At 30.5% G+C, this 22,631-nt stretch carries 20 protein-coding genes; 14 read left to right on the plus strand and 6 right to left on the minus strand.

Going from position 1 to position 22,631, the window contains the following annotated elements; translation table 11 throughout:
* Positions 1-117: 117 nt before the first annotated feature.
* Together HX088_RS10255 and HX088_RS10260 are read left to right on the plus strand one after the other, a co-directional pair.
* Entirely contained in the window at positions 118-1,170 is a 1,053-nt protein-coding gene (locus HX088_RS10255; protein ID WP_286484096.1) for an alkaline phosphatase family protein, read from the plus strand.
* A gap of 296 nt (positions 1,171-1,466) precedes the next feature.
* A complete protein-coding gene (locus HX088_RS10260; RefSeq protein WP_260541553.1) occupies positions 1,467-1,973 on the plus strand; it encodes a hypothetical protein in 507 nt (168 codons plus the stop codon).
* Between the two features lie 63 nt (positions 1,974-2,036).
* Here the strand turns inward: HX088_RS10260 and HX088_RS10265 are convergent, their stop codons facing one another.
* Together HX088_RS10265 and rnr are read right to left on the minus strand one after the other, a co-directional pair.
* The gene (locus HX088_RS10265; protein ID WP_284582943.1) at positions 2,037-2,681 is read right to left on the minus strand and encodes a LysE family translocator; all 645 of its coding nucleotides are present in this window, start codon (positions 2,679-2,681) and stop codon (positions 2,037-2,039) included.
* 80 nt (positions 2,682-2,761) lie between these two features.
* A complete protein-coding gene (rnr, locus tag HX088_RS10270; protein WP_286484097.1) occupies positions 2,762-4,921 on the minus strand; it encodes a ribonuclease R in 2,160 nt (719 codons plus the stop codon).
* Between the two features lie 278 nt (positions 4,922-5,199).
* Here rnr and HX088_RS10275 point away from each other — a divergent pair, with 278 nt between their 5' ends.
* A complete protein-coding gene (locus HX088_RS10275) occupies positions 5,200-5,997 on the plus strand; it encodes a glycosyltransferase family 25 protein (RefSeq protein WP_171623400.1) in 798 nt (265 codons plus the stop codon).
* A gap of 133 nt (positions 5,998-6,130) precedes the next feature.
* Here HX088_RS10275 and asnA read toward each other — a convergent pair whose 3' ends face one another.
* Complete coding sequence (gene asnA, locus HX088_RS10280) at positions 6,131-7,135, minus strand: aspartate--ammonia ligase (RefSeq protein ID WP_286484098.1); 1,005 nt, start codon at positions 7,133-7,135, stop codon at positions 6,131-6,133.
* Between the two features lie 224 nt (positions 7,136-7,359).
* Positions 7,360-7,800 (minus strand): ribose 5-phosphate isomerase B, encoded by a 441-nt coding sequence (gene rpiB, locus HX088_RS10285; protein ID WP_171623402.1) that lies wholly within the window; start codon positions 7,798-7,800, stop codon positions 7,360-7,362.
* Positions 7,801-8,341: 541 nt separating this feature from the next.
* Here rpiB and HX088_RS10290 point away from each other — a divergent pair.
* The 3 genes from HX088_RS10290 to HX088_RS10300 all read left to right on the plus strand — a co-directional run bounded on the left by HX088_RS10290 (position 8,342) and on the right by HX088_RS10300 (position 13,007).
* Positions 8,342-9,532, plus strand: coding sequence for a phosphoglycerate kinase (locus HX088_RS10290; protein ID WP_286484099.1), 1,191 nt, complete (start codon positions 8,342-8,344; stop codon positions 9,530-9,532).
* 576 nt (positions 9,533-10,108) lie between these two features.
* A complete protein-coding gene (locus HX088_RS10295; RefSeq protein ID WP_171623404.1) occupies positions 10,109-11,260 on the plus strand; it encodes an ABC transporter ATP-binding protein in 1,152 nt (383 codons plus the stop codon).
* A 13-nt stretch (positions 11,261-11,273) separates the two neighbouring features.
* On the plus strand, positions 11,274-13,007 hold the full coding sequence (locus tag HX088_RS10300; RefSeq protein ID WP_188319415.1) for a hypothetical protein: 1,734 nt from the start codon (positions 11,274-11,276) through the stop codon (positions 13,005-13,007).
* A 90-nt stretch (positions 13,008-13,097) separates the two neighbouring features.
* On the opposite strand, the gene HX088_RS10305 is transcribed toward HX088_RS10300, so the two are convergent.
* Together HX088_RS10305 and HX088_RS10310 are read right to left on the minus strand one after the other, a co-directional pair.
* The gene (locus HX088_RS10305) at positions 13,098-13,313 is read right to left on the minus strand and encodes a hypothetical protein (protein ID WP_171623406.1); all 216 of its coding nucleotides are present in this window, start codon (positions 13,311-13,313) and stop codon (positions 13,098-13,100) included.
* A gap of 81 nt (positions 13,314-13,394) precedes the next feature.
* Positions 13,395-13,988 carry a hypothetical protein gene (locus HX088_RS10310; protein ID WP_286484101.1) on the minus strand — a complete coding sequence of 198 codons (594 nt, stop codon included), beginning with the start codon at positions 13,986-13,988 and terminating at the stop codon, positions 13,395-13,397.
* A 243-nt stretch (positions 13,989-14,231) separates the two neighbouring features.
* Between HX088_RS10310 and HX088_RS10315 the strand changes: the two genes are divergently transcribed.
* The 8 genes from HX088_RS10315 to HX088_RS10350 all read left to right on the plus strand — a co-directional run bounded on the left by HX088_RS10315 (position 14,232) and on the right by HX088_RS10350 (position 22,577).
* Positions 14,232-15,233, plus strand: a complete 1,002-nt coding sequence (locus HX088_RS10315; RefSeq protein ID WP_502875138.1) for an AAA family ATPase — start codon at positions 14,232-14,234, stop codon at positions 15,231-15,233.
* Between the two features lie 23 nt (positions 15,234-15,256).
* Positions 15,257-16,129, plus strand: a complete 873-nt coding sequence (locus HX088_RS10320; protein WP_286484103.1) for a DUF58 domain-containing protein — start codon at positions 15,257-15,259, stop codon at positions 16,127-16,129.
* The gene (locus HX088_RS10325; RefSeq protein ID WP_225539805.1) at positions 16,129-17,094 is read left to right on the plus strand and encodes a BatD family protein; all 966 of its coding nucleotides are present in this window, start codon (positions 16,129-16,131) and stop codon (positions 17,092-17,094) included. The genes HX088_RS10320 and HX088_RS10325 overlap by 1 nt, the downstream gene beginning before the upstream one ends.
* 2 nt (positions 17,095-17,096) lie before the next feature.
* A complete protein-coding gene (locus HX088_RS10330) occupies positions 17,097-18,113 on the plus strand; it encodes a vWA domain-containing protein (protein WP_225542633.1) in 1,017 nt (338 codons plus the stop codon).
* Positions 18,113-19,123, plus strand: coding sequence for a vWA domain-containing protein (locus tag HX088_RS10335; protein WP_171623412.1), 1,011 nt, complete (start codon positions 18,113-18,115; stop codon positions 19,121-19,123). Before HX088_RS10330 ends, HX088_RS10335 begins: the two co-directional genes overlap by 1 nt.
* A 20-nt stretch (positions 19,124-19,143) precedes the next feature.
* Complete coding sequence (locus HX088_RS10340) at positions 19,144-19,992, plus strand: tetratricopeptide repeat protein (RefSeq protein WP_286484106.1); 849 nt, start codon at positions 19,144-19,146, stop codon at positions 19,990-19,992.
* Positions 19,992-21,791 carry a BatD family protein gene (locus HX088_RS10345; protein ID WP_225542630.1) on the plus strand — a complete coding sequence of 600 codons (1,800 nt, stop codon included), beginning with the start codon at positions 19,992-19,994 and terminating at the stop codon, positions 21,789-21,791. The genes HX088_RS10340 and HX088_RS10345 overlap by 1 nt, the downstream gene beginning before the upstream one ends.
* Before the next feature lie 159 nt (positions 21,792-21,950).
* Positions 21,951-22,577, plus strand: coding sequence for a tetratricopeptide repeat protein (locus HX088_RS10350; RefSeq protein WP_260541565.1), 627 nt, complete (start codon positions 21,951-21,953; stop codon positions 22,575-22,577).
* The last annotated feature ends 54 nt before the right edge of the window (positions 22,578-22,631 follow it).

The raw sequence follows: 22,631 nt of genomic DNA on the forward strand, positions 1-22,631 counted from the left end.
ATGAGCCCGATACAATATCGAACTCATTTTTATAATTATTAATTTTTAATCTGTCCAAACTTTTGGGTGCAGTCTATTAAGATGCTTTTTCTATTTTTATAAGATATTAAAAATTATATGAAATATACATTTCTTATTGTTGCTTTATTCTCTAATTTTCTTTTTGCACAAGAACCAAAAGTTATCGTCATAACTATGGATGGAGTAAGGTGGAAAGAAGTTGTTCGTGGTGCTGATAAATACTTAATTAATCGTCCAAATTTTACCTCTTCAATGAATTATCATAAAGAAAAATATTTTGTTGAAGATTCTCTACAACGTAGAAAATTATTAATGCCTTTTACATGGAACTATATTGCAAAAAAAGGTGTTATTCTAGGAAACAGAGACGAAAAAAATCATGTCAATTTAACGAATAAACCACTTTGGTCGTATCCTGGTTATAATGAAATTATTACTGGAAAACCTGATGATATTAACATTATTAACAACGATGATATTTTAAATCCTAATGTTTCAATTTTTGAATATGTAAATAACATTCCGACTTATAATCAAAAAGTTATGGTAGTTGGAAGCTGGAAAATGTTTACGTATATATTCAATCAGAATCGATCAAAGCTATTAATCAATTCTGGTTATCAACATAGTTTTAATCCAAAACCTACTGGAAAAGAACTTTATTTAAATAAATTACAAGATTTAACACCAAAACTTTGGCAAAACACTCGTTACGATATCTTTACACATGAATATGCGTTAGAAGCTATGAAAAATCAAAAACCTCATTTACTTTTTATAGGATATGGTGAGCCTGATGATTTTGGACATGATGAAGATTACGATCAATATATTACTTCAATAAACCGCAATGATAGAATGATTGAGGAATTATGGAATTATGTACAAAGCGATCCATTCTATAAAGATCAAACAACTATTATTGTAACAACTGATCACGGACGTGGAAATGGAAGACAATGGTCAGAACATTATGATGAAATTCTTGGATCAGACGAAGGTTTTATATTGATGATTGGAAATGGGATTAATCCTAAAAAATTCAAACAGAAACAAACTTATCTCAATCAAATTGCCTCTACAATTGCTGATTTAATGAAAGTAAAAACATGGAATTATAAGGATTCTGGAAAGTCGTTATTGAAGTAAGATTTGTCTGCTTTGAATATCCGATTCCAACGGTAAAATGCGGTCTCCAGCGTGTTTTTCTAACTGAAATAATTTATTCAAAACGGCACTTTCAGTAAACCAACGTTTTAACCTAAAAAATATTGGTAGATAATACTAATTATGTTTAGTAGATTACTTTTATTAGAGATTTACCTGTTTTAAGTGGCTTTTTAATATGTTTTTCATAAATTTTAATATTATTTATTTTGTTTTTAATTAAATATTGGATATTATTTTATATATTTATAAATATATAACACTTAAAAATACTACTTATGAAAAAACATTACTTAAAAACATTTTGTTTATTTTTACTTTCATTTATCGTTTTTAGTTGCTCTTCTGATGATAGTAAAAATGAAGATATTTCTCAAGCTGACGCAAATGCAAAGATTGAAAATTCAATTGTGGGTGGGAAAATTGCAAATATTAAAGACGGTAAGATTAATTTATTAGTATCAAAGGCATCTATTAATAAAGGTATAGAAAATCTTATAGATCCTGTTAATGAAAATAGTTTATCTTATAACGAATCTAAGATTATTAATATTGATAATTCATATTATTTAAGAAGTTTATCTGACAATGGTTTAGTAACAACAACCTTATTAGAAGAAAGTAATAATAATGGAAATATTTCTTTATTAGTTGGAGGTATTTCTTGTACAAGTAAAGCGTGTGCTGGTACTAACGGTTGTGTTCCAGCTGCAAATAAAAAATCTTGTACATCTTGTCTTGGTGATTGTACTAAAACCGTTACTTCTTTTGAACCTCAAGAATAATTTATAACACCTTTTATGTTAAGTAAAAACTCCCATCAAAAAATTTGATGGGAGTTTATATTTCTAACTTGTTTGTTCTTGATTAATGAGCTGATTCTCTATCTTTTGATCAATTTCTTTAAAGAATCCGAAACCTTTCAGAATGATAATTAGTCCAAAGATTAATAGACAAATACCAACTCCTTTTCGCACCATAAATACTTTTTGATCGGTAAAACGTTTCTGTAGCTTCCCTGCCAAAAATATTTTACCCAAATCTATTACAAAATAGGTCGTCAAAACAACGCCCATATACAGCATAAAATCTCTTGGATTTGGATATTGAATCATGATTGAAGAAACAATTACAAACCAAAAAACAATCACACCAATATTCAATAAATTCATGATAAATCCATTGATGAAAGTCCTCATATAATTATTGGTTACAAATCCTGCTTCACCTTCTATATGTAGTTTAGGTTTAGAGAAATACATAAAAATTCCATAAATCAAAACAAAGAAACCAGCAATGATATAGATGCGATAAAATCTAGGATGGCTTGTCACATAATCTGCAAAATCTTTGCTCCCAAAATAAGCAGCAGCAATACATAGAATATCCGCAGCTATTACTCCCAAATCCAATACTACAGCGGTTTTCCAGCTTCTTCGTAAACTTGTTTCGATAAGCAAAAAAAATACTGGTCCAATAAGGATTGTACTCAATAAAAAACCTATTAGTATGGCCGAAAATATTATTTCCATAACTTAATTAAGGTCTGCAAGATAAGTTTAAATTATGAAACTTAAGCATCAACCAATTCAAAATCTAATTGCTTCTTAATTAAATCTGCACTTAAAACTTTGATTCTAACTGGGCTTCCTAATTGATATTTAACTCGTGTACGTTTTCCAACTAAGGCATGATTTTTTTCATCAAAAACAAAATGATCACCTTTCATCGCACGCGATCTGATTAATCCTTCACAACGAGTTTCTGGAATTTCAACGAATATTCCATAATCCTGAACTCCTGTAATAAACGCATCAAAAGTTTGACCTACGAATTGCTCCATGTATTTAACTTGCATGTATTTGATCGATTCTCTTTCGGCTTCTGCTGCAATTTTTTCACGTGAAGAACAATGTTTTGCCTTCTCTTCATAGGTAGAAGCTAATGGCGATTTTTTACCATCCAAATAATCTTGTAACAATCGGTGTGCAATCATATCTGGATAACGACGAATAGGCGACGTAAAATGAGTATAATAATCGAATGCTAAACCGTAATGTCCTATATTTTCTGTTGTATATTTAGCTTTTGCCATTGTTCGCATAGCCAAAGTCTCAACCATATTTTCTTCTGGTTTGCCTTTTACATCTGCTAACAATTTATTCATCGAATTGATGGTTGTTTTACGATCTCCAATTTCTAATTCGTAGCCAAACTGACGAATAAAATTCTTTAAATCTAGTAACTTATCCGGATTTGGATCATCGTGAATACGATAAATATAGGTATTCGTATTTTCTTTGCCGTTTTTATCTAAACTAATAAATTCTGAAACTTTTCGGTTACATAACAACATGAATTCTTCAATTAGTTTATTCGAATCTTTCGAAATTTTAAAGAAAATTCCTTGTGGATTATGCGCTTGATCCAAATCGAATTTTACTTCAACTTTATCAAAGTTAACTGCTCCATGTTTCAATCGCTTTTGGCGCATTGTTTTCGCTAAACGGTCTAAAGCTAAAATCTCATCTTTAAAATCTCCATCTTCTCCTTCGATAATAGCTTGTGCTTCTTCGTATGTAAAACGCCTGTCCGAATGCGTTACAGTTCGACCAAACCACGTGTTTACAATCTTCGCATTGTCGTCCATTTCAAATACCCCTGAAAAGGTAAATTTATCTTCGTTTGGACGTAAAGAACAGGCAACATTCGACAAAACTTCTGGTAACATTGGTACTACTCTATCAACTAAGTAAACAGAAGTTGCACGTTTGTAAGCTTCTTGCTCGATTAACGAACCTGGATGAACATAATGTGTGACATCGGCAATATGCACACCAATTTCCCAATTTCCATTATCCAATTTACGTATAGATAAAGCATCATCAAAATCTTTTGCATCCTTCGGATCAATGGTAAATGTTGTTACATTTCGCATATCTCGGCGACGGGCAACTTCATTTTCTCCGATAGTTGTATCCAACTGATTTGCTTCTTCCTCTACTTCGTCCGGAAATTTAGCTGGTAAATCATATTCAAATAAAATTGCATGAATTTCAACATCTGTATCGTCTGGATTTCCTAAAACTTTAGAAACTTCTCCAAACGGAGAATTAGAACCTTCTGGCCAATTCGTTAAACGAACCACAACTTTTTCTCCTGATTGAGCTCCATTAATACGCTCTTTTGGAATAAAAAAATCGTGATTTCCATTTTGCATCGTTACAAATCCAAAATTTCCGTTTTTTCCTAATTCGAAAATTCCAGTAAATTCTGTTTTATTACGTTCTACAATTTCAACAATTTCACCTTCTGCACGAGAAGAATTTTTGTTCTTTTTAGGATAAACATAAACACGAACTGTGTCGCCCTTTAAGGCATTTTTTGTTTTTCCTTTTTGTACAAAAACATCTTGTTCCAAACCATCAATCACAATGTAAGCACTTCCCGAAGAAGTTAAATCGGCAATTCCAACCATATAATCATTGGTTGCATTAATCTTGTATTTTCCTCTTTCGACTTCAGTTATTTTTTTATCAGCTAATAAAACATTCAAATTTTTGATTAATAATTCGACATCAATTCGATTCGTTAAATTTAAAGCTGCTGCGATTTGTTTGTAATTTAAAGGTTTATTTGGATTTTGAAATAAAACTTCGATGATAGACTTCGTAAACTTTGTTATGTTTTTGTCTTTTTTCGCCTTTGTATTTTTAAAATTTTTTCTTGGCATAATTTGTTTTCTGTAAAATCTCTTGATTTATTTTCGAGATTTATTTTAAAATAGTTAATAAATAAACATCTTAATTCATTGATTATTAATTTAGTTTTAATAACTATTGATAAGATGTTAATAAACAACATAACCACTGCAAAGGTAATATATCCTTTTTCTAAAATAACAATTTACAGCCAATTCTATGTTACATAAAAGATAAGATTACTTTTAACACTTCGATTTATTGCGAAAATTGAGCCAAAAAAGTTATTTTTGACAAGATTATTAATTGAATGGATACTAAACCTTTATATCAAACTTATTTGATTAATTTAGATCGTGCAGAAGAACGATTGAAATTAATGCAAAACGAATTCGATAAATGTGCTGTTTCATACGAAAGAATTTCTGCTGTAGATGCTAAAACCATGGATGTTACTACTTATAAAGTGGATAACAAATATGATCGTGATTTGGTTCCTGGAGAAATTGGTTGTTATTTAAGTCATGTCAAAACATTAGAAGTTTTCTTGGCTTCCAAAAACGAATTTGCCGTTATTATTGAAGATGACGCCATAATGGCGGATGATTTTAAATCTGTTATAGAGAACTCTCTTTCGATGTATCACCAACTTCCCAAAAAACATCAATGGGATGTTCTGAAGTTATTTAACGGAAAAAGAAAACACATTAAGATAGCAGAAATAGACGAAAAACATATTTTGGCGGCTTGCGGAACAAGTATTCCGATTACAACGATTGCTGCGATTTGGACTCGTTTTGCTGCAGAAAAATTTTTAGCCAAAATTAAAAATCCTTTACCAACAATCAAACGACCTATTGACTGTGATTTGCAACATGCGTGGGAATTTGATTTAAGAATTTATAATATTCTTCCATCACTTGTTAAACCTGCGCCAGTAGAAACTCAAATTCAAATTGATAGATCGTTAAGAAAATCAAAATTTCCAAGACAATTGATTTATGAAGTAAATCGAATTTTTCCCAAATATCTCTATTTAATTAAGCATCATGGTTTCAGAAATTTTTATGATAGTTTTATCGCAAAGAAAAACAAACGCATTTCTTAATTAACAATCAGCATCAATCATATAACATTTAAAAACAATAAATTAACAATGCTTATCAACAGTTATAAACAATGTTAATGCTATCTTAAAACCTAAAAAAAGCAGTTTCAACTTAAGAAACTGCTTTTTCTATTTATAGTAATTCGATACTTTCCTCTTTTAATTTTTCTTTTACTTTACCATCCCAAATACTAGCTTGTACTTCGCCGATGTGACGCGTTTTTAACATAAACATACACAAACGAGATTGACCAATTCCTCCTCCAATGGATTCTGTTAATTGATCGTCTAACAACATCGAGTGAAATAATAAGTTTTTACGGTCTGTTGAGTTTCTAATCTCCAGTTGTTTAGTCAATGCTTTTTTATCTACACGAACTCCCATCGAAGAAAGTTCAAAAGCAGTTTCTAAAATTGGGTTCCATACTAAAATATCACCGTTCAAACCTTTAAAACCTTCGCTGTTTTCAGTACTCCAATCATCATAATCTGCAGCGCGCGAGTCGTGTAATTCTCCGTTACTTAGTTCACCTCCAATCCCATAAATAAACACCGCTCCAAATTCCTTACAAATTGCATTTTCTCGCTGTTTAGGAGTAAATGTTGGGTATTTTTGTAACAAATCTTCTGATGAAATAAACGTAATTTTATCTGGTAAAATTGCTTTTAAGCGAGGATACTTAGCCTCTACGCCTTGTTCTGTTTCTTTAATTACTTTGTAAATAGATTCAACTGTTTGGAAAAGATAAGCTAACTGACGGTCTTGAGGAACAATTACTTTTTCCCAATCCCATTGATCCACATAAATAGAATGTATTGGCGAATAATCTTCATCAGGGCGTAATGCGCGCATATCTGTTATAATTCCTTCTCCTGGTTCTATCTCCAACTCTTTCAAACGAATACGTTTCCATTTAGCCAAAGAATGTACAACTACAGCATGCTGATCATTTAAAGATTTAATCGGAAATTTTACAGGTCTTTCGATACTATTCAAATCATCATTAATTCCTGTACCATCCAAAACTACCAATGGTCCTGACACAGGAATTATGTTTAATTCTTTTTGTAATCCTTTAGAGAATTCTTCTTTAACATAAGAAATTGCTTGTTCTCGAAGTAATAATGCTCTGCTCATCTTTTAATCTTTAAATTCTTTCTGGGTGTAAAAATAGAACAGCTTTTTATATAAAATTTACTATTTACTTAAATTAGTTTAAAAATAGTTAATTACAAATGTAATTTATTAATTATTATTTAATATTTAAACTTATAAATTATTTTAGGTTTAATATTTAAAATAAAAATCGATCAACTCTTACGAATTGACCGATTTTTTATCTTATATGTACCTATATAAAATTATCCGTTACAAGAACACGCTATTTTATCTACACGTCCTTGGTGTCTACCACCTTCAAATTCTGTTGCTAAAAAAGTATTCACAATTTCTTCTGCATATTCATACGCAATAAAACGAGCAGGCAAAGTCAATACATTTGCATTATTGTGTTGACGAGCCAAACGAGCTATATCCGTCATCCAACATAATGCAGCACGAATTCCTTGGTGTTTATTTGCAGTTATGGTAACGCCTTGCGCACTACCACAAATCAAAATTCCGAAATCTGCTTTTCCATCTTCTACAGCTTGTGCCGTTGGATGTGCAAAATCAGGGTAATCAACACTTGCTGTTGAGAACGTTCCAAAATCCTCAACCTCAAATCCTTGACTTGTTAAAAAGGGTACTAATTTCTCCTTATAATCGAACCCAGCATGGTCCGCTCCGATTGCAATTTTCATTTAATTAACAGGTGTTTTTTGTTTTTTGTTTTAAATAATTGTAAATCAAACGTTAAGTAAAAGTAACAACTTGTTAAAAGATGATTGAATAAAACTAATAACTTTTCGATACAAAAATTTGGAAATCTGATTCAAAAAATCAATTAGAAATAAATCAATACAAGTCAAGTGAAAGTTTTCATTTTGGCAAAAAAGATTTGCACACGGTTATTGATAGTTTTCACAAAACTTCTTTTTAACAAAAGTTGTTTATCAACCAAAATGATTAATTGTTGATAGCTGATCTAACTCTTTCATTACAAAACAAAATTACGAATAATAGCTTGTTAATTGCTATTAAATAAAATTTATCTCACTTTAGTTATCCACATATTAACAGTGCTAATAGTAGTAACATTTTTCTTTTTTTTAAAATTTAAAAATTAATTAATCTATTATAATATATATGAATTGTTAATAGTTGAAAATTGTATTGAATGATTTTAAGTGCGAAAATGAAACTTTGATTACTTTTGTGAAGTACAAATTTCAAAAGCAAAAAATGAAAACAATCAACGACTACAATTTCGAAAATAAAAAAGCATTAATCCGTGTAGATTTCAATGTTCCACAAGACGAAAACTTAAATGTTACCGATGATACACGAATTAGAGCTGCCAAACCAACGATCGATAAGGTATTGAAGGATGGTGGAGCAGTTGTCTTAATGAGTCATCTAGGACGTCCAAAAGGAGAATTCAATGATAAATATTCATTAAAACACATTGCATCTAAAGTTTCAGAAATTCTTGGCGTTGATGTAATTGTTGCAAATGACGTTATTGGCGATGATGCGAAACAAAAAGTTAATAATCTAAAATCAGGCCAAGTTGTATTATTAGAAAACGTCCGTTTCCACAATGAAGAAGAAGCTGGTGACAAAGATTTTGCACAAGCTTTGGCTCAATTTGGAGATATTTACGTGAACGATGCTTTCGGAACAGCACATCGTGCGCATGCTTCTACAGCAATTATTGCAGATTTTTTCCCAGAAAATAAATGTTTTGGTTTGTTAATGGAACAGGAGTTAACAGCTATTAACAAAGTGTTAGCTGATGGTGAAAAACCTGTAACAGCGATACTTGGAGGAGCTAAAGTGTCTTCTAAAATTACAATTATCAACAATATTTTACCTGTTATTGATAACTTGATTATTGGTGGTGGAATGACATATACTTTCGTTAAAGCGAATGGAGGAAAAATTGGAAATTCGTTGGTTGAAGACGATAAATTAGATTTAGCGAAAGAAATTTTAACTGAATGTGAAAAACATAACGTAAAAGTATATTTGCCAATCGATAATTTGATTGCTGATAATTTTAGTAACGAAGCGAATACACAAGTGACAAAAGTTGGTGAGATTCCTGATGGATGGATGGGAATGGATGTTGCTGATGAAACAATCAAACAAAATGCAGAAGTGATTAAAAATTCGAAAACAATACTTTGGAATGGTCCTTTAGGCGTTTTTGAAATGTCAAATTTCGCAAAAGGAACGGTTGCTTTAGGTGATGCAATTGCAGAAGCTACAGCAAATGGCGCTTTCTCTTTAGTTGGCGGAGGAGATTCTGTTGCTTTCGTAAAACAATTTGGTTACGACAACAAAGTGAGTTACGTTTCAACTGGAGGTGGTGCAATGTTAGAATCACTTGAAGGTAAAGAATTACCAGGAGTTGCTGCAATTCTAAATTAAGAAACAACATTTTTTCAACATAAATAAAAGTCGAGCTTTTGCTCGGCTTTTTTTATGTTTTTGAATTCATTGAACTTTACTTTTTCATGAGTAGCTTCTTCACTTTACTATCGTTTCGTTCAGAATAATATTTTTTTGAATGACATTAAATTTCTGACATTTCAAAGTATTGAGAAATCTCAACATCTTTTCACAATGTGATTCTAAAAAAAATCAGTTTTGATAATTGTTGATAGTAATATATTTATAATGAATAAATTAACTACTTTTTAACTGAGTTATCAAATAATTGTTTGTAAGATAGAATTATACTATTTTGTTAATAGTAAATGATTGTATTTAAATAAATTAAAAGCTTATAAACGTAGTTTATTAAAACTTGTGAATAAGTCATTTTTTTGAATTTAAATAAGTCAATTATACTAAAATTGTTAATTATAAATTATTCATTTTAAATGAATTAAAAAGTAATTAAGATAGTTTATCAAAAAATGTTGAAATTGAAATATAACTACAATTAGCTATTTTATTTGAAATAAAGCTTTGTTATATTCGTAATGAACTAATTTTCAGTTTATGAATGAATTTAACCAACGCCTAAACGAAGTAGAAAATCATTTGAATCATAACGATCTCGATTTGGGATATCGACGCTTGATTGATTGTGTCTTGGATTTGGATAAAATATCTTTTTACAAAGAGATTATTTCGTATTCAGATTTATATTACGACGAAAAATCAACCAACGATCATAAAAAAACTAAGGCATTAGAACTTGTTGAAAAGTTAAAACAAGCGACTCCTCCAGCTTATCAAAATGAGGAAATTTTGATTTCAACGAACAATGTTGAAAAAGCATATCATCGTCGAAATTTTAAACTTCATCCCATAACATTTGATCTCAAATCGAGAGAAGTTGTTGGTTTGGTTGGTGAAAATGGAAATGGAAAAACGACTTTATTGCGTTTGATTTGTGGCGAACTAAAACCGACTGCTGGTGATATCAATTACCAATTTTCTACAGCAAAATCGTTTAGTTACGAACTGAAAACGAAGTTAGTTTATGTACCGCAACGTATCGAAGTTTTGTACGGTTCGTTGATGGAAAATCTGCAATTTACATTAAGCTGTTATGATATTTATAGCGAAGAAAATTGGTTGTTGGCCAATGTAATGTTGGCTCGTTTGGGACTTTGGTCTTACAAAGATTTGCAATGGCGACAATTGTCGTCTGGTTATAAAATGAGATTCGAGCTGGCGCGAACATTATTGCGTCGTCCAAAAGTTTTGTTGTTAGACGAACCTTTGGCTAATTTGGATATTTTAGCACAACAAATTATTCTGGAAGATTTGAAGTTTTTATCGCAATCTATCCGAAATCCATTTGGTGTTATATTGAGTTCTCAACAATTGTATGAAGTTGAAAAAGTATCTACAGAGGTTCTATTTTTAGAACAAGGAAAACTTAAAATACAAGGAGATACAAATGATTTGGAAGGAGAATTTACGATTGTTGAAATAGATGTTGATAATACAAAAGAAGAGTTATTAACAGCTTTATCGGGTATTGAAATTAAGCAAATCAAATTTAACGGAGGTTCGTATATTGCTTATTTTGATAAGGGAATTTCGATAAATAATATTCTATCAGAAATAGGAAAATCAACCTTAAAAGTAAAATACATCAGAGATATTTCGAAGTCAAGTCGTCGCTTTTTTGTCAATTAAAACTAAATAAATTATGTTTAAAAAAATAAATCAAACTTTAATAACAAAATATCCGTTGATTTGGAATCTGAAATTTATTTGGATTTTACTAACTGTATTTATTTTTAATCTTATTGCATTTATCAATGGTTTTTTATTTTTCAATAAAAAATCTCAACTACAAGAAAGTGCATTATATGAAACCTTTTTCAATTCAGGAACTATATTTTTTTATATTTTAATAGGTGTATTAATTACGGTTATTTGGCTTTACTTTTATTTTAAAAATAATCGTTTCAAATCAAATTATCCAACTTCAAGAAACTATTTGTTCAAAGAGTTTTTAGCTGTTTTCTTCATCTTCTTTTTGATGATGTATGTTCCAAATTCGTTTAAAACTGGATTGAAATTACGCGTTTCAAATTATATGTCAGAAGAACAATATTTGAAAGATATTGATGTCATCAACCGTGCGCAAGGTTTTGCATTACAACCAACTTTTGGTTATGATAATTATTCGAGAAATTTGCCTGTTTCTGTTTTTGATTCGTTGGTTTCAGAAAAAGAAACAAAGGAATTGTATGAAATAAACAAAAAGGAATATTTAAGAGAAAATCCGACATATTCGTATAATGCTTTTTTAAAACCTTATTTTAGAAACCCAGAATTTGAAACTTTATTAGCAAATCATTTTCCTCAACGTAAAAGTTATTCTAAAATTATTTTTAATGAAATATATCAACCATTATTCAAAGTAAAATCTAATGAATATAATCCAGCGATGGAAGCTACTTATGTAGCTTCAGAACCAGTTTATGCTATAGATTCTGTTTCAGCACAAGTTTCAACTGCTGAAAATCCAAACGTTTATTACAATTTAGCGAGTTTATACAACTATAGTTTTTTAACATTCCAAAACCCGAAAGATTCAACTTTTAATCATCAATTTTACGATGAACAATGGATGGCTTTGTTACAAAAAAATGATCGTAAAGAAATTGAAAATTTATTGAATAATTATACTGATTTACTCAAAAAACAAGAAATTGGTTATCAGTTCAAACATAAAAAATGGATCGATTATATTCCTCAATATCCCTATTATTTTATTGATCATAAACTTGATTATATTAATTCATACCAAGACGAAAACAGAAAGCAAAAAGATTACATAAACCAAGATAGTTTGAACAGGGTATATGAAAACATTGAGTTTTCGAAATATCAATCCACTTGGTTAAATCATATTCAGCACTATTTGTTAACCGCTTTAATTTTTACTGTTCTTGTTATTTCGTTTAGATTTAGTTCGTTCAAAGTTTGGTTAATTTCCTTGATTGGATCAGGAATCTTAGGAATTCTTGGAAGTGTTTTCGGAATTTCTATTGATGCGAGTATTGGTCACACAAAATATACACCCTACATTATTTTATTGTTTTTCTACATTGCATTTATTGTGATTATAATTTTAGGATTGCGTTCCAAAAAATACAAAGTTCTAACAGGTGTTAATCTAAATTGGTTTGTTGCGACAAATATCTTTATCGCTATTGCGATGTTGAGTTTTTACACCGATATTCGAGCAGAAATGTTGTATAATCCTAATTCAGGAATTGGAATTTATGATTTGAGACAAACAAATAATGAATTATTGATGTTGCAAAAATTATCAGAAATCTTTCTATTTATTAATCCAATCTTATTTGCGATAAGTTTTTATTTCATTATTAATCTTTACAAAAAATGGCAAGCCATGCCAGAAGAATAAAAATAAAAATGAAAACAAATAAATCAAAAAAGCTGTTTTTAATGAATTAAAAACAGCTTTTTTGATTTAAAATTTAGATAAATTTTTTAATTAGTTTGTGTTTATAGTTCGTCTTTTTTGTTCCAAAGCAGGCGATTGTTTTTGATTTGTTGATTCGCGTTTTTCAGGAGCCATTTGTTCTGCTTTTTTAGCATCATTTTTCTTTTCAGTTTTCGTTGTACTTTTTGATTTTACAGGAGTTTTTTTATCCTGAGCAGATAAAGTTACAACAGCCATTAAACTTGCTAATACTAGTAATTTTTTCATTTTTTAATTTTTTTCAATTAGTGTTAAATAAAGATTTAGTTAAAAATAATAAAAAATTTTAAATGATTAGAATATAATTACTTAATATTTTAATTCTTTGCTTAATAATTTTCCAGTTGATTCATAAGCCGAAGCAATTCGTCCATATTCCATAACAAAATCATTTTTTCCAGAAGTTCCTTTTATTTTATCTGTTTTTATAGATAATAAAATGTGAGGAGGATTTGCAGTTTCAATAAAATGAAGAGTTGTACTCAATTTTGCTGGTTCTATCGCAATTCCCGCATGATAACCTGGGTAAATCCATTCCGAATTGATGATTAAGGTATATTTAGCAGAAGAATTTTTTACAAAATTTATTTTTTTTGATTTTGTTGTTTCTTTTATAAATTTATCTAAATAAGTAGAATTTTTGTTTTCATTCCAATCTGCCAGCCATTCTTTCCAATAACTTTCACCTCTTTTTGGATTGTCCAATACATCTTTTTCTCGTTTTTCTAAATATTCAGTTTCAGTTTTATTTTCATTATAAAACTTCACATTGTCAAAAACAAGTTCGACATTGATTTCTTTTTGATCGCTTAGAAAATTTGTGTTTCCAGATAAAATTTGAAATTTTTGTCCAAAAGATAAGATGCTTAGCATTAAGCAAATAGTCAATAAATAATTCTTCATAGTGTATTAATTTTAGTAAAAATATAAATATTCTTTAAATTGTTTTTGATAACTCTGAATACGAAAATTTATTGTTTATAAATAGTTTGTAAGTAATAGAAAATATTTTATAAAAAGAGTGGTCAAAACGTTTGGTATACTACTTTTGTCTTAACAAAGTTTAACAATATTGTATGAAAGTTTTAAACTCTAAATGAATTGTATTTGTTACTTTTAGAGGAAATTTGAATCAATTATATAAACATTAATTTCAACGAAATTTTGGATATACAACAACTAAACCTACAAATAGAGGCAAAAAGCGAAAGCATTGCAAGGTTAACAACGGAAATTAATAAAACGATTATTGGACAAGAAAAAATGATTGAAAGTCTATTAATCGGATTACTTGGAAATGGACATGTTTTATTAGAAGGAGTGCCAGGATTAGCAAAGACTTTAGCGATTAAAACGTTATCTGAAGCTGTAGATGGTTCTTTTTCACGTATTCAGTTTACTCCCGATTTATTACCTGCAGATGTTGTTGGTACTTTAATATATAACGTAAAAGAAAACGATTTTCGAATAAAAAAAGGGCCGATTTTCGCCAATTTTGTATTAGCTGATGAGATTAACCGTTCGCCAGCAAAAGTACAATCTGCATTATTAGAAGCGATGCAAGAACGTCAAGTTACGATTGGAGACGAAACGTATCCTTTGCAAAAACCTTTCTTGGTTTTGGCTACTCAAAATCCAGTGGAACAAGAAGGAACTTATCCCTTACCAGAAGCGCAAGTTGACCGTTTTATGATCAAAACGGTGATCACTTATCCAGAATTTGAAGCAGAACGCTTGATTTTGAGAAATTCGATTAATCAAACTTTTCCAAAAATAGAGAAGGTTATTTCTGTTCAAGAATTATTGGATGCACGCGAAATGGTGAAACAAGTTTACATGGACGAAAAGATAGAAAAATATATTTTGGATATTATCTTCGCTACTCGTTTTCCAGAAAAAGTGGGATTAGAAAAATTGGTACCAATGATTTCATTTGGTTCTTCTCCTCGTGGATCAATCAATTTGGCGCAAGCTTCAAAAGTGTATGCATTTTTGCGCAAACGTGCTTACGTTATTCCAGATGATGTACGTGCAATGGCTAAAGATGTGTTGCGTCATCGTATCGGAATTAGCTACGAAGCAGAAGCAGAAAATGTTTCGCCAGAAGAAGTTATCGACAATATCCTGAATGTTGTTCCAGTTCCTTAAATCTATTCTAAATCTTTTAAACATTGGATGCAAAAGAAATCATCAAACGTGTAAAACGTATTGAGCTAAAAAGCAAGCGCAAAGCGAGCAACCTTTTTATGGGTGAATACCAAAGTTCATTCAAAGGAAGAGGTATGATTTTTAGCGAAATTCGTCCTTATCAATATGGTGATGATGTTCGTAATATTGATTGGAATAAAACGGCACGATACAACGAACCTTATGTAAAAGTTTTTGAAGAAGAACGCGAGTTAACCATGTTTTTATTGGTTGATGTTTCAAATTCTGGAAACTTCGGAACGCGAAAACAAATTAAAATGGAAACAATTGCTGAATTGAGTGCAACATTAGCTTTTTCGGCAATTACCTATAATGATAAAGTAGGTTTGATCTTATATTCGGATCAAGTCGAAAAATTTATTCCACCCAAAAAAGGAAAACAACATGTATTGCGTTTGGTGAGAGAAATTGTTTCTTACGAACCAAAAATCAAAAAAACAGATTTGTCTGTGACATTAGAAACTTTTATGAATTTAGTTCGTCGAAAATCGAATGTTTTTATTTTGTCAGATTTTATTGATTCTTCTGATTACGAAAAAGCATTGCGAATTGTGGCAAAAAAGCATGATGTAACGGGAATCCGTGTTTACGACGAAAAAGAACAATCTTTTCCTGATATTGGTTTGGTCCATGTACAAGATAACGAAACAGGAGAAATCCGTTTGATTGATACTTCATCTAAGAAATTGCGTCAACAATATGCACAATATTATTACGATTTAGATCGACGCTATCAATCTATTTTCAAAAAAAATCATTCGGGTGCAATTAGTATTCGTACCGACGAAGATTATGTTCGCCCATTGTTAAACTACTTTAAAAGTCATAAAGCCTAATGAAGAATTTATTGCTTTTAGTCAGTTTTTTTATCTTAAACTTTTCATTTGCGCAAGAAATTATGCCCAAATTGGATCGCACAACGATTAAAGTTGGCGAACCAATTCAATATGAAATAAAAATAGATTTCAAAAAAGGAGATAAAATTGTTTTCCCTACCATTTCAGATTCCTTAAATTATCACATCGAGGTTTTAGATCAAAAAATTGATACGGTTAAAACAGAAGGAAAATCTGAAATTGTTCAGCAGTTAGAATTGACAGGTTTTGAAGCAGGAAAATTTACTATTCCATCTTTTATCATTCAAAAAAATGACAAAGATTTAACCACAAAACAACTTGAAATTGAAATTCAAGATGTTGAAGTTGACACAACTAAAAATGCTATTTTTCCAATTAAACCAGTCATGGAAGAAGAATATTCTATTCGTGATTATTGGAATAAGTATTGGTTGTATGGAATTATTGCGTTCATATTATTTATAATTGCTGCAGTTTTATTAATCTTATATATTCGTGCCAAGTCAAAACTTTCTGGTGATAAACTATATAAAACGCCTTATGATGAAGCAAAAGCAAGTTTGAAAGCGTTAGATGCAAAAAAATATTTGAAACGTGGTGAACAAAAAGAATATTACACACAATTATCATTTATTGTTAGACGATATTTAGGAAGAGTATATAATTTTTCTGCTTTAGAAATTTTGTCTGATGATTTGGTGAAATATATTGCAACAAAACAGGATGTTTTACCAGATGATGTTCAAAAATTTAAACAATTTTTGTTCGATGCAGACTTGGTGAAATTTGCCAAACAAGAGTTTGATGATTCTACAAATAATATGCACCGAAATTGGGTAGATGAATTTGTAGAGCGTATAAAACCAATAGAAATACCTGAAAATGAAGATCTAAATAAAGATCAAGTGACAGGCGAAAAATATAAACAGTTTAATAACAATTAGGAATGCTAAATTTTGAGTTTCAAAATCCTTGGATCTTACTCTTATTACTTGCTTTACCTTTCTTTATTTTTAGAGAAATTCGTAAAACGAGTCAGAAAAAAGCATCCTTAAAATTACCATCACTAAAAGCATTTGGTGGTGCGAAAAGTTCGTTAGCAACATACAAACCTATTTTATTTTTGATGCGAATAATTGCGATGGCCTTATGCATTGTAGCATTAGCTCGTCCACGTTATGTTGATGTGACTACAAAAATAAAATCTGATGAAGGTGTTGATATCTTATTAACAGTTGATACATCGTTGAGTATGTTAGCACGCGATTTGAAACCAGATCGATTAACAGCGCTAAAAGATGTTGCAAAAGATTTTTCACTTGGAAGAAAAACAGACCGAATTGGTTTAGTCGAATATTCTGGAGAAGCCTTAACACGTGTTCCGCTTACAACCGATCGTGATGTATTAACACAAGAAATTGAGATGTTACATTCGGGCAGTTTGGCTGATGGAACAGCTATTGGAATTGGTTTAGCAACTGCTGTCAATCACCTTAAAAATAGTAAAGCAAAATCGAAAGTAATCATATTGATTACAGACGGCGTCGAGTCGATTAATCCTTCGGGAGATTTGATGTATGTATCACCAAGACAAGCAGCTGATATCGCCAAAGATAAAGGAATAAAAGTGTATACCATTGGTATCGGAACAAACGGATTGGCACCTATGCCAATTGGTTACGATATGTTGGGCGATTATGTATTTGAGATGCGTCCTGTACAAATTGACGAAAAATTGTTGGAAGAAGTTGCTGATAAAACGGGAGGTTTATATTTCCGAGCGACCAATAATGAAAGTCTTAAAAATATTTATCAAGAAATTGATAAACTCGAAAAAACAGAAATTAACGAAGTCAAATATTATAACTATACCGAATTGTTTGCTCGCTTTTTATTGCCAGCATTTATTATTTTGGTATTAGAAGCTATTTTGCGAAGAACCTTTTTTAAAGAATTAATCTAATGCAGTGGGGAGAATTACATAATATTTGGTTGATGATTTTATTGTTTATCGTTATTTTTTTATCGATAACAGTATTTCAATGGCGCGAACGTGTAAAGAAAACATTTGCTGATAAAGAATTATTTCCATTTGTTTTTCCAATCACTTCTTCTAAACGTTATGGTTTTAAAATTGTCGTTTTTTGTGTCGCTTTATTTTTGATGGTTATCGCGTTGATGGATCCGCTTTACGGTGAAAAAGAAGTACAAGTAAAACGGGAAGGAATTGATATGGTTTTCTTATTGGATCTTTCTTCAAGTATGAATGCGCAAGATGTAGCACCTTCTCGATTAGAAAAAGCAACGAAGTTAATCACCGAAACACTTGGACAGTTAGGCGGAGATAGAGCTTCTTTGGTTGCTTTTGCAGCGAATGCGTATACGATTTCTCCGTTGACAAATGATTATGCTGCGATCGAAAGTTATTTGCAAAATGTTAATACAGAGTTAATTTCGAGCCAAGGAACAAATTATTTGAATGCGATTCAAGAAGCTGCAAAAACATTCAAAGGTTCGGCGAATACAAGTAAATTAATTGTCCTAATTTCTGATGGAGAAGACAATGAAAATACCGTTAATCAAGCATCTAAAATTGCAAAAGATAACGGGATACATATTGTTACAATTGGTGTAGGAACAGATAAAGGTGCGCCAATCCCGATGTACTATAATGGCTACGCCGAAGACTATAAAAAGGACGAAACAGGCTCTACAGTAATCACAAAATTAGAAGATAAAAATCTTCGCGAATTAGCACAAGATACAAACGGAACGTATATTCATCTGGATAATACACAAGATGCTTTATCTGCTCTATCAATGTATAAAGCTCGATTAGATAAAAACGAAATAGCAAATGCCACAACAAGAGATATGAATCACATTTATCAATGGTTTTTAGCGGTTGCGGTGTGTTTACTTTTTGTGGAATTATTAACATCTGAATATAAGATTTTTAACAAAAAGAAATAGTAAGTTTGTATGGTAAAATGATGTATTTTTTAAAACAAATAGGATTTTTAGGAATAATGCTTTTATCCGTTTTTGGTTATAGTCAATCGAAAACGAAAAGCTACATTATTGAAGGAAATGAGTATTATCAAAAAGGAAAATTTGATAATGCAGAAGTTGCCTACAAAAAAGCTTCGATGGAAGATCCAACTTCTGTCAAAGCAAATTATAATTTAGGAAACGCTTTGTTTCAACAAAAACGCTACAAAGAAAGTATTGCTCATTACAAGCGTTCTGCAGAAGTTTCTAAAACGAAGAATGATAAACATCTTGCTTATCATAATTTAGGAAATGCATTTATGCAAGAAAAAGATTATCAAAATGCGGTTGATAATTATAAAAAAGCCCTTAAAAATGATCCAAAAGATGATGCCACACGTTACAATTACGCCTTAGCAAAAAAAATGTTAGAAAAGGAACGTGAGAAACAAAAAGATCAAAATAACAAGGACAATAAAGATCAGAATAAGCAAGATCAAAACGATCAACAAAAACAGCAACAGAATAAACAGAACCAACAAAACCAAAATAAGCAGCAGCAAAATCAGAATCAAGCACAAAATCAACAATCTGATCAGCAAAAACAGCAAAATGAGGAAGGAAATCCGAAAGCTGGCGGCGAAAATGGAAATAATAAAGGACAAGGAAATAATTCGTCTCCAGAAATAACACAAGGAAATAATGGAGATGGAAAAGAACAAGATAATGCAAAGAATAATTTGAGTGATGGTTTACTAAAAGCATTGCAAAATCAAGAAGCTAAAACGCAACGAAGAATTATTCAGCAAAAAGCAGAAAAACAACGAACAACAACATCTAAGGATTGGTAATGACAACGGCAAGAGTTTTAAATAGTTTTTTAGTGTTTGCCCTAACGTCTATTACAGCGTTAGCACAACAAATTACTTTTAAATCTGATGCAGATAAAACGCAGGTCAGTTTAGGAGAAGCATTTAGTGTGGGCTTTTTTATCGAATCTAATACCGATAGTTATACGATTGATCAACCAATGAAATATCCTCCGCACAAAGGATTACAAATTGTTGGAGAACAACGTTCTCAAAACGTGTCGTATATAAATGGTCGAGGAATAATAGAAGATGGAATTATCTTAGCTTTTGTAGCAGAAAAAGAGGGGAAATATAGAGTTGGAGCTGCAAAAATTGTCATTAATGGGAAAACGTATACATCAAAACCTGTTGATGTTGTTGTAAAAGGAACTGGATTAACCCACAATAATTATAGAAGTAATACTTCGCAACCTGTTTTTTTACAAAGTAAAGTTTCGAAAACAAATCCTTATGTTAACGAACAAGTTAGTTTATCGGTAAAATTATATGCAAAAGATTTGTCATACTTAAACCGTAAACAGAATTTTAGACAAGGTAATTTAGATGGTTTAAGCCCTAAAATTGTTAAAAGTTCTCCAGAAAATATCAAACAAGAAATAGTTGCGGGTAAACAATATTTTTCTGAAGAAGTTGCACGTTATTATGTATTTCCTCAGAAACCAGGAAAAATAGAAATTGATCCGTTTTCAGTTGATGTCGTATTGCCTACAACCTATGGAGCAGAAGCGGTAGAAGTGCGTAGTAATCCAGTTGTAATTAACGCTAAAGAATTACCAGAAAATGGTCGTCCAAAGAATTTTAGCGGTGCAGTTGGGCAATTTAAAATGAATGCTTCAGTTGATAAAAAAGAAGTTTCAACGAATGAAAGTATAAATTTTGATATTGAAATTGTTGGAACAGGAAACTTCAATACAATCAATTTACCTGAAATCAATGCACCTAAAAACGTAGAAAAATTTGCACCTAAAAAACGTGATGCCTACAAAACTTACGATACGGGAATGAAAGGAAAGGTAGCTGAACAAACTGTTCTTGTTCCAAATTATGGTGGAGAATATACAATCTCACCAGTTGAATTTAGTTATTTTGATCCTGCAAAAGAAAAATATATCACGTTAAAATCTGACTCAATTCAACTAAATGTTTCAGGTTCTAAAAATGCAGACTCTACCAAAACTCTAACATCAAACAAAACATCAGACTCTACAATTTTAGAAAAATTTGATGAAATTAAAAACGATGTTAAAGAAGGAAAAAGTGGCTGGTTGTGGTTAACTGGAGGTGTGATTATTTTAAGTGCAGGAGGTTTATTTTTGATGAAAAATAAAAATAATTCAACAGAAAAAGAAAAATCAGAACCAAAAGTAAAACCAATCAACGAACAGAAAAATTTCGAAGCTTTTCAACCCAAAATAGAAACACAAAAATTCACATTGGTAGAAAAACCAATAATCAATTCTAATCAAATTTCAGCTGAATTAGAAGAACTGAAGCAGAAAATAAAAGCAGAAGATCAAAAAGATTTTTATCAATTACAAGAAAATATTTTGTGTAATGTGGCGATGAAAAATACGAATACAGATTTAGCTAATTTTTCGGATGAAATTATTGCTGAAAAATTACTGAAAAATGGTGTAAGTGAACTTGCTGTTGAACAATGGACTTTGTTGTTGAATAACGCTAGACAAGCTAAGTATGCTTATGGTGGCCTGAATCAAAATTTAGACGAAGTTTTCGAAGCAACACGAAATGTAGCAGAAGAATTGATGCGAAAATAAATTTCAAATTTTTTAGATCATAAAAGGGATAATCTCAATTTTTGAGTTGTCCCTTTTATTTTACAATTCATCCACAATATTTAACAGCTCATCAACATATAATTTCAAAATTAATTGGTAGTTAAGAACTTTGATTCAACAAATTAAAACACACCAATTATGAAAACAATCTTCTTAACTATCGCAACATTATTTTCAATATCAGCTTTTGCACAAAATAAATTTGAATCAGATTTGAGTACTATTTTAGTCGAATGGAACAAAGGAAATCATTCTTCAGAAGCTAATTTTAAGCAATTAATCAACGACTATCCGAATGAATGGTTACCAAAATATTACTTGTCTTTATCTGAAATCCTAAAAACGTTTGAATCGAATGACGCAGATTATAACGAAAAAATTTTATCACAAGTAAAAATTCAATTAGATGATTTATTGAAAAGTAATCCTTTAAATACAGAGATTTTAAACTTAAAAGCCTTGTATTTAACAGCAGAAATTGTGCAGAATCCAATGCAGAATGGAGCTGTTTATTATGGCGAAGTTTTACAAATCTATCAAAAATCGTTGGCATTAAATCCGACAAATCCACGTTCTGTTTTAGGATTGGCAGAGTTTAATATCAATTCGGCAAAGTACAGTGGAATGGATATTACACAAGATTGCAAAAATGTAAAAAAATCTTTAGCTTTATTTGATGCTGAAAAACCAAAGAATAACGAACCAAAATGGGGTAAAAATCGTGCGCAAAACTTGTTGAATAATGAATGTAAAACTGTACAATAATGATAGCTTTAGTAGCACAGTTTATTCACGAAATTATTTTTTGGTTGATTAATT

The organism is Empedobacter sp. 225-1 (assembly GCF_030328185.1).
Lineage (GTDB): Bacteria > Bacteroidota > Bacteroidia > Flavobacteriales > Weeksellaceae > Empedobacter > Empedobacter stercoris.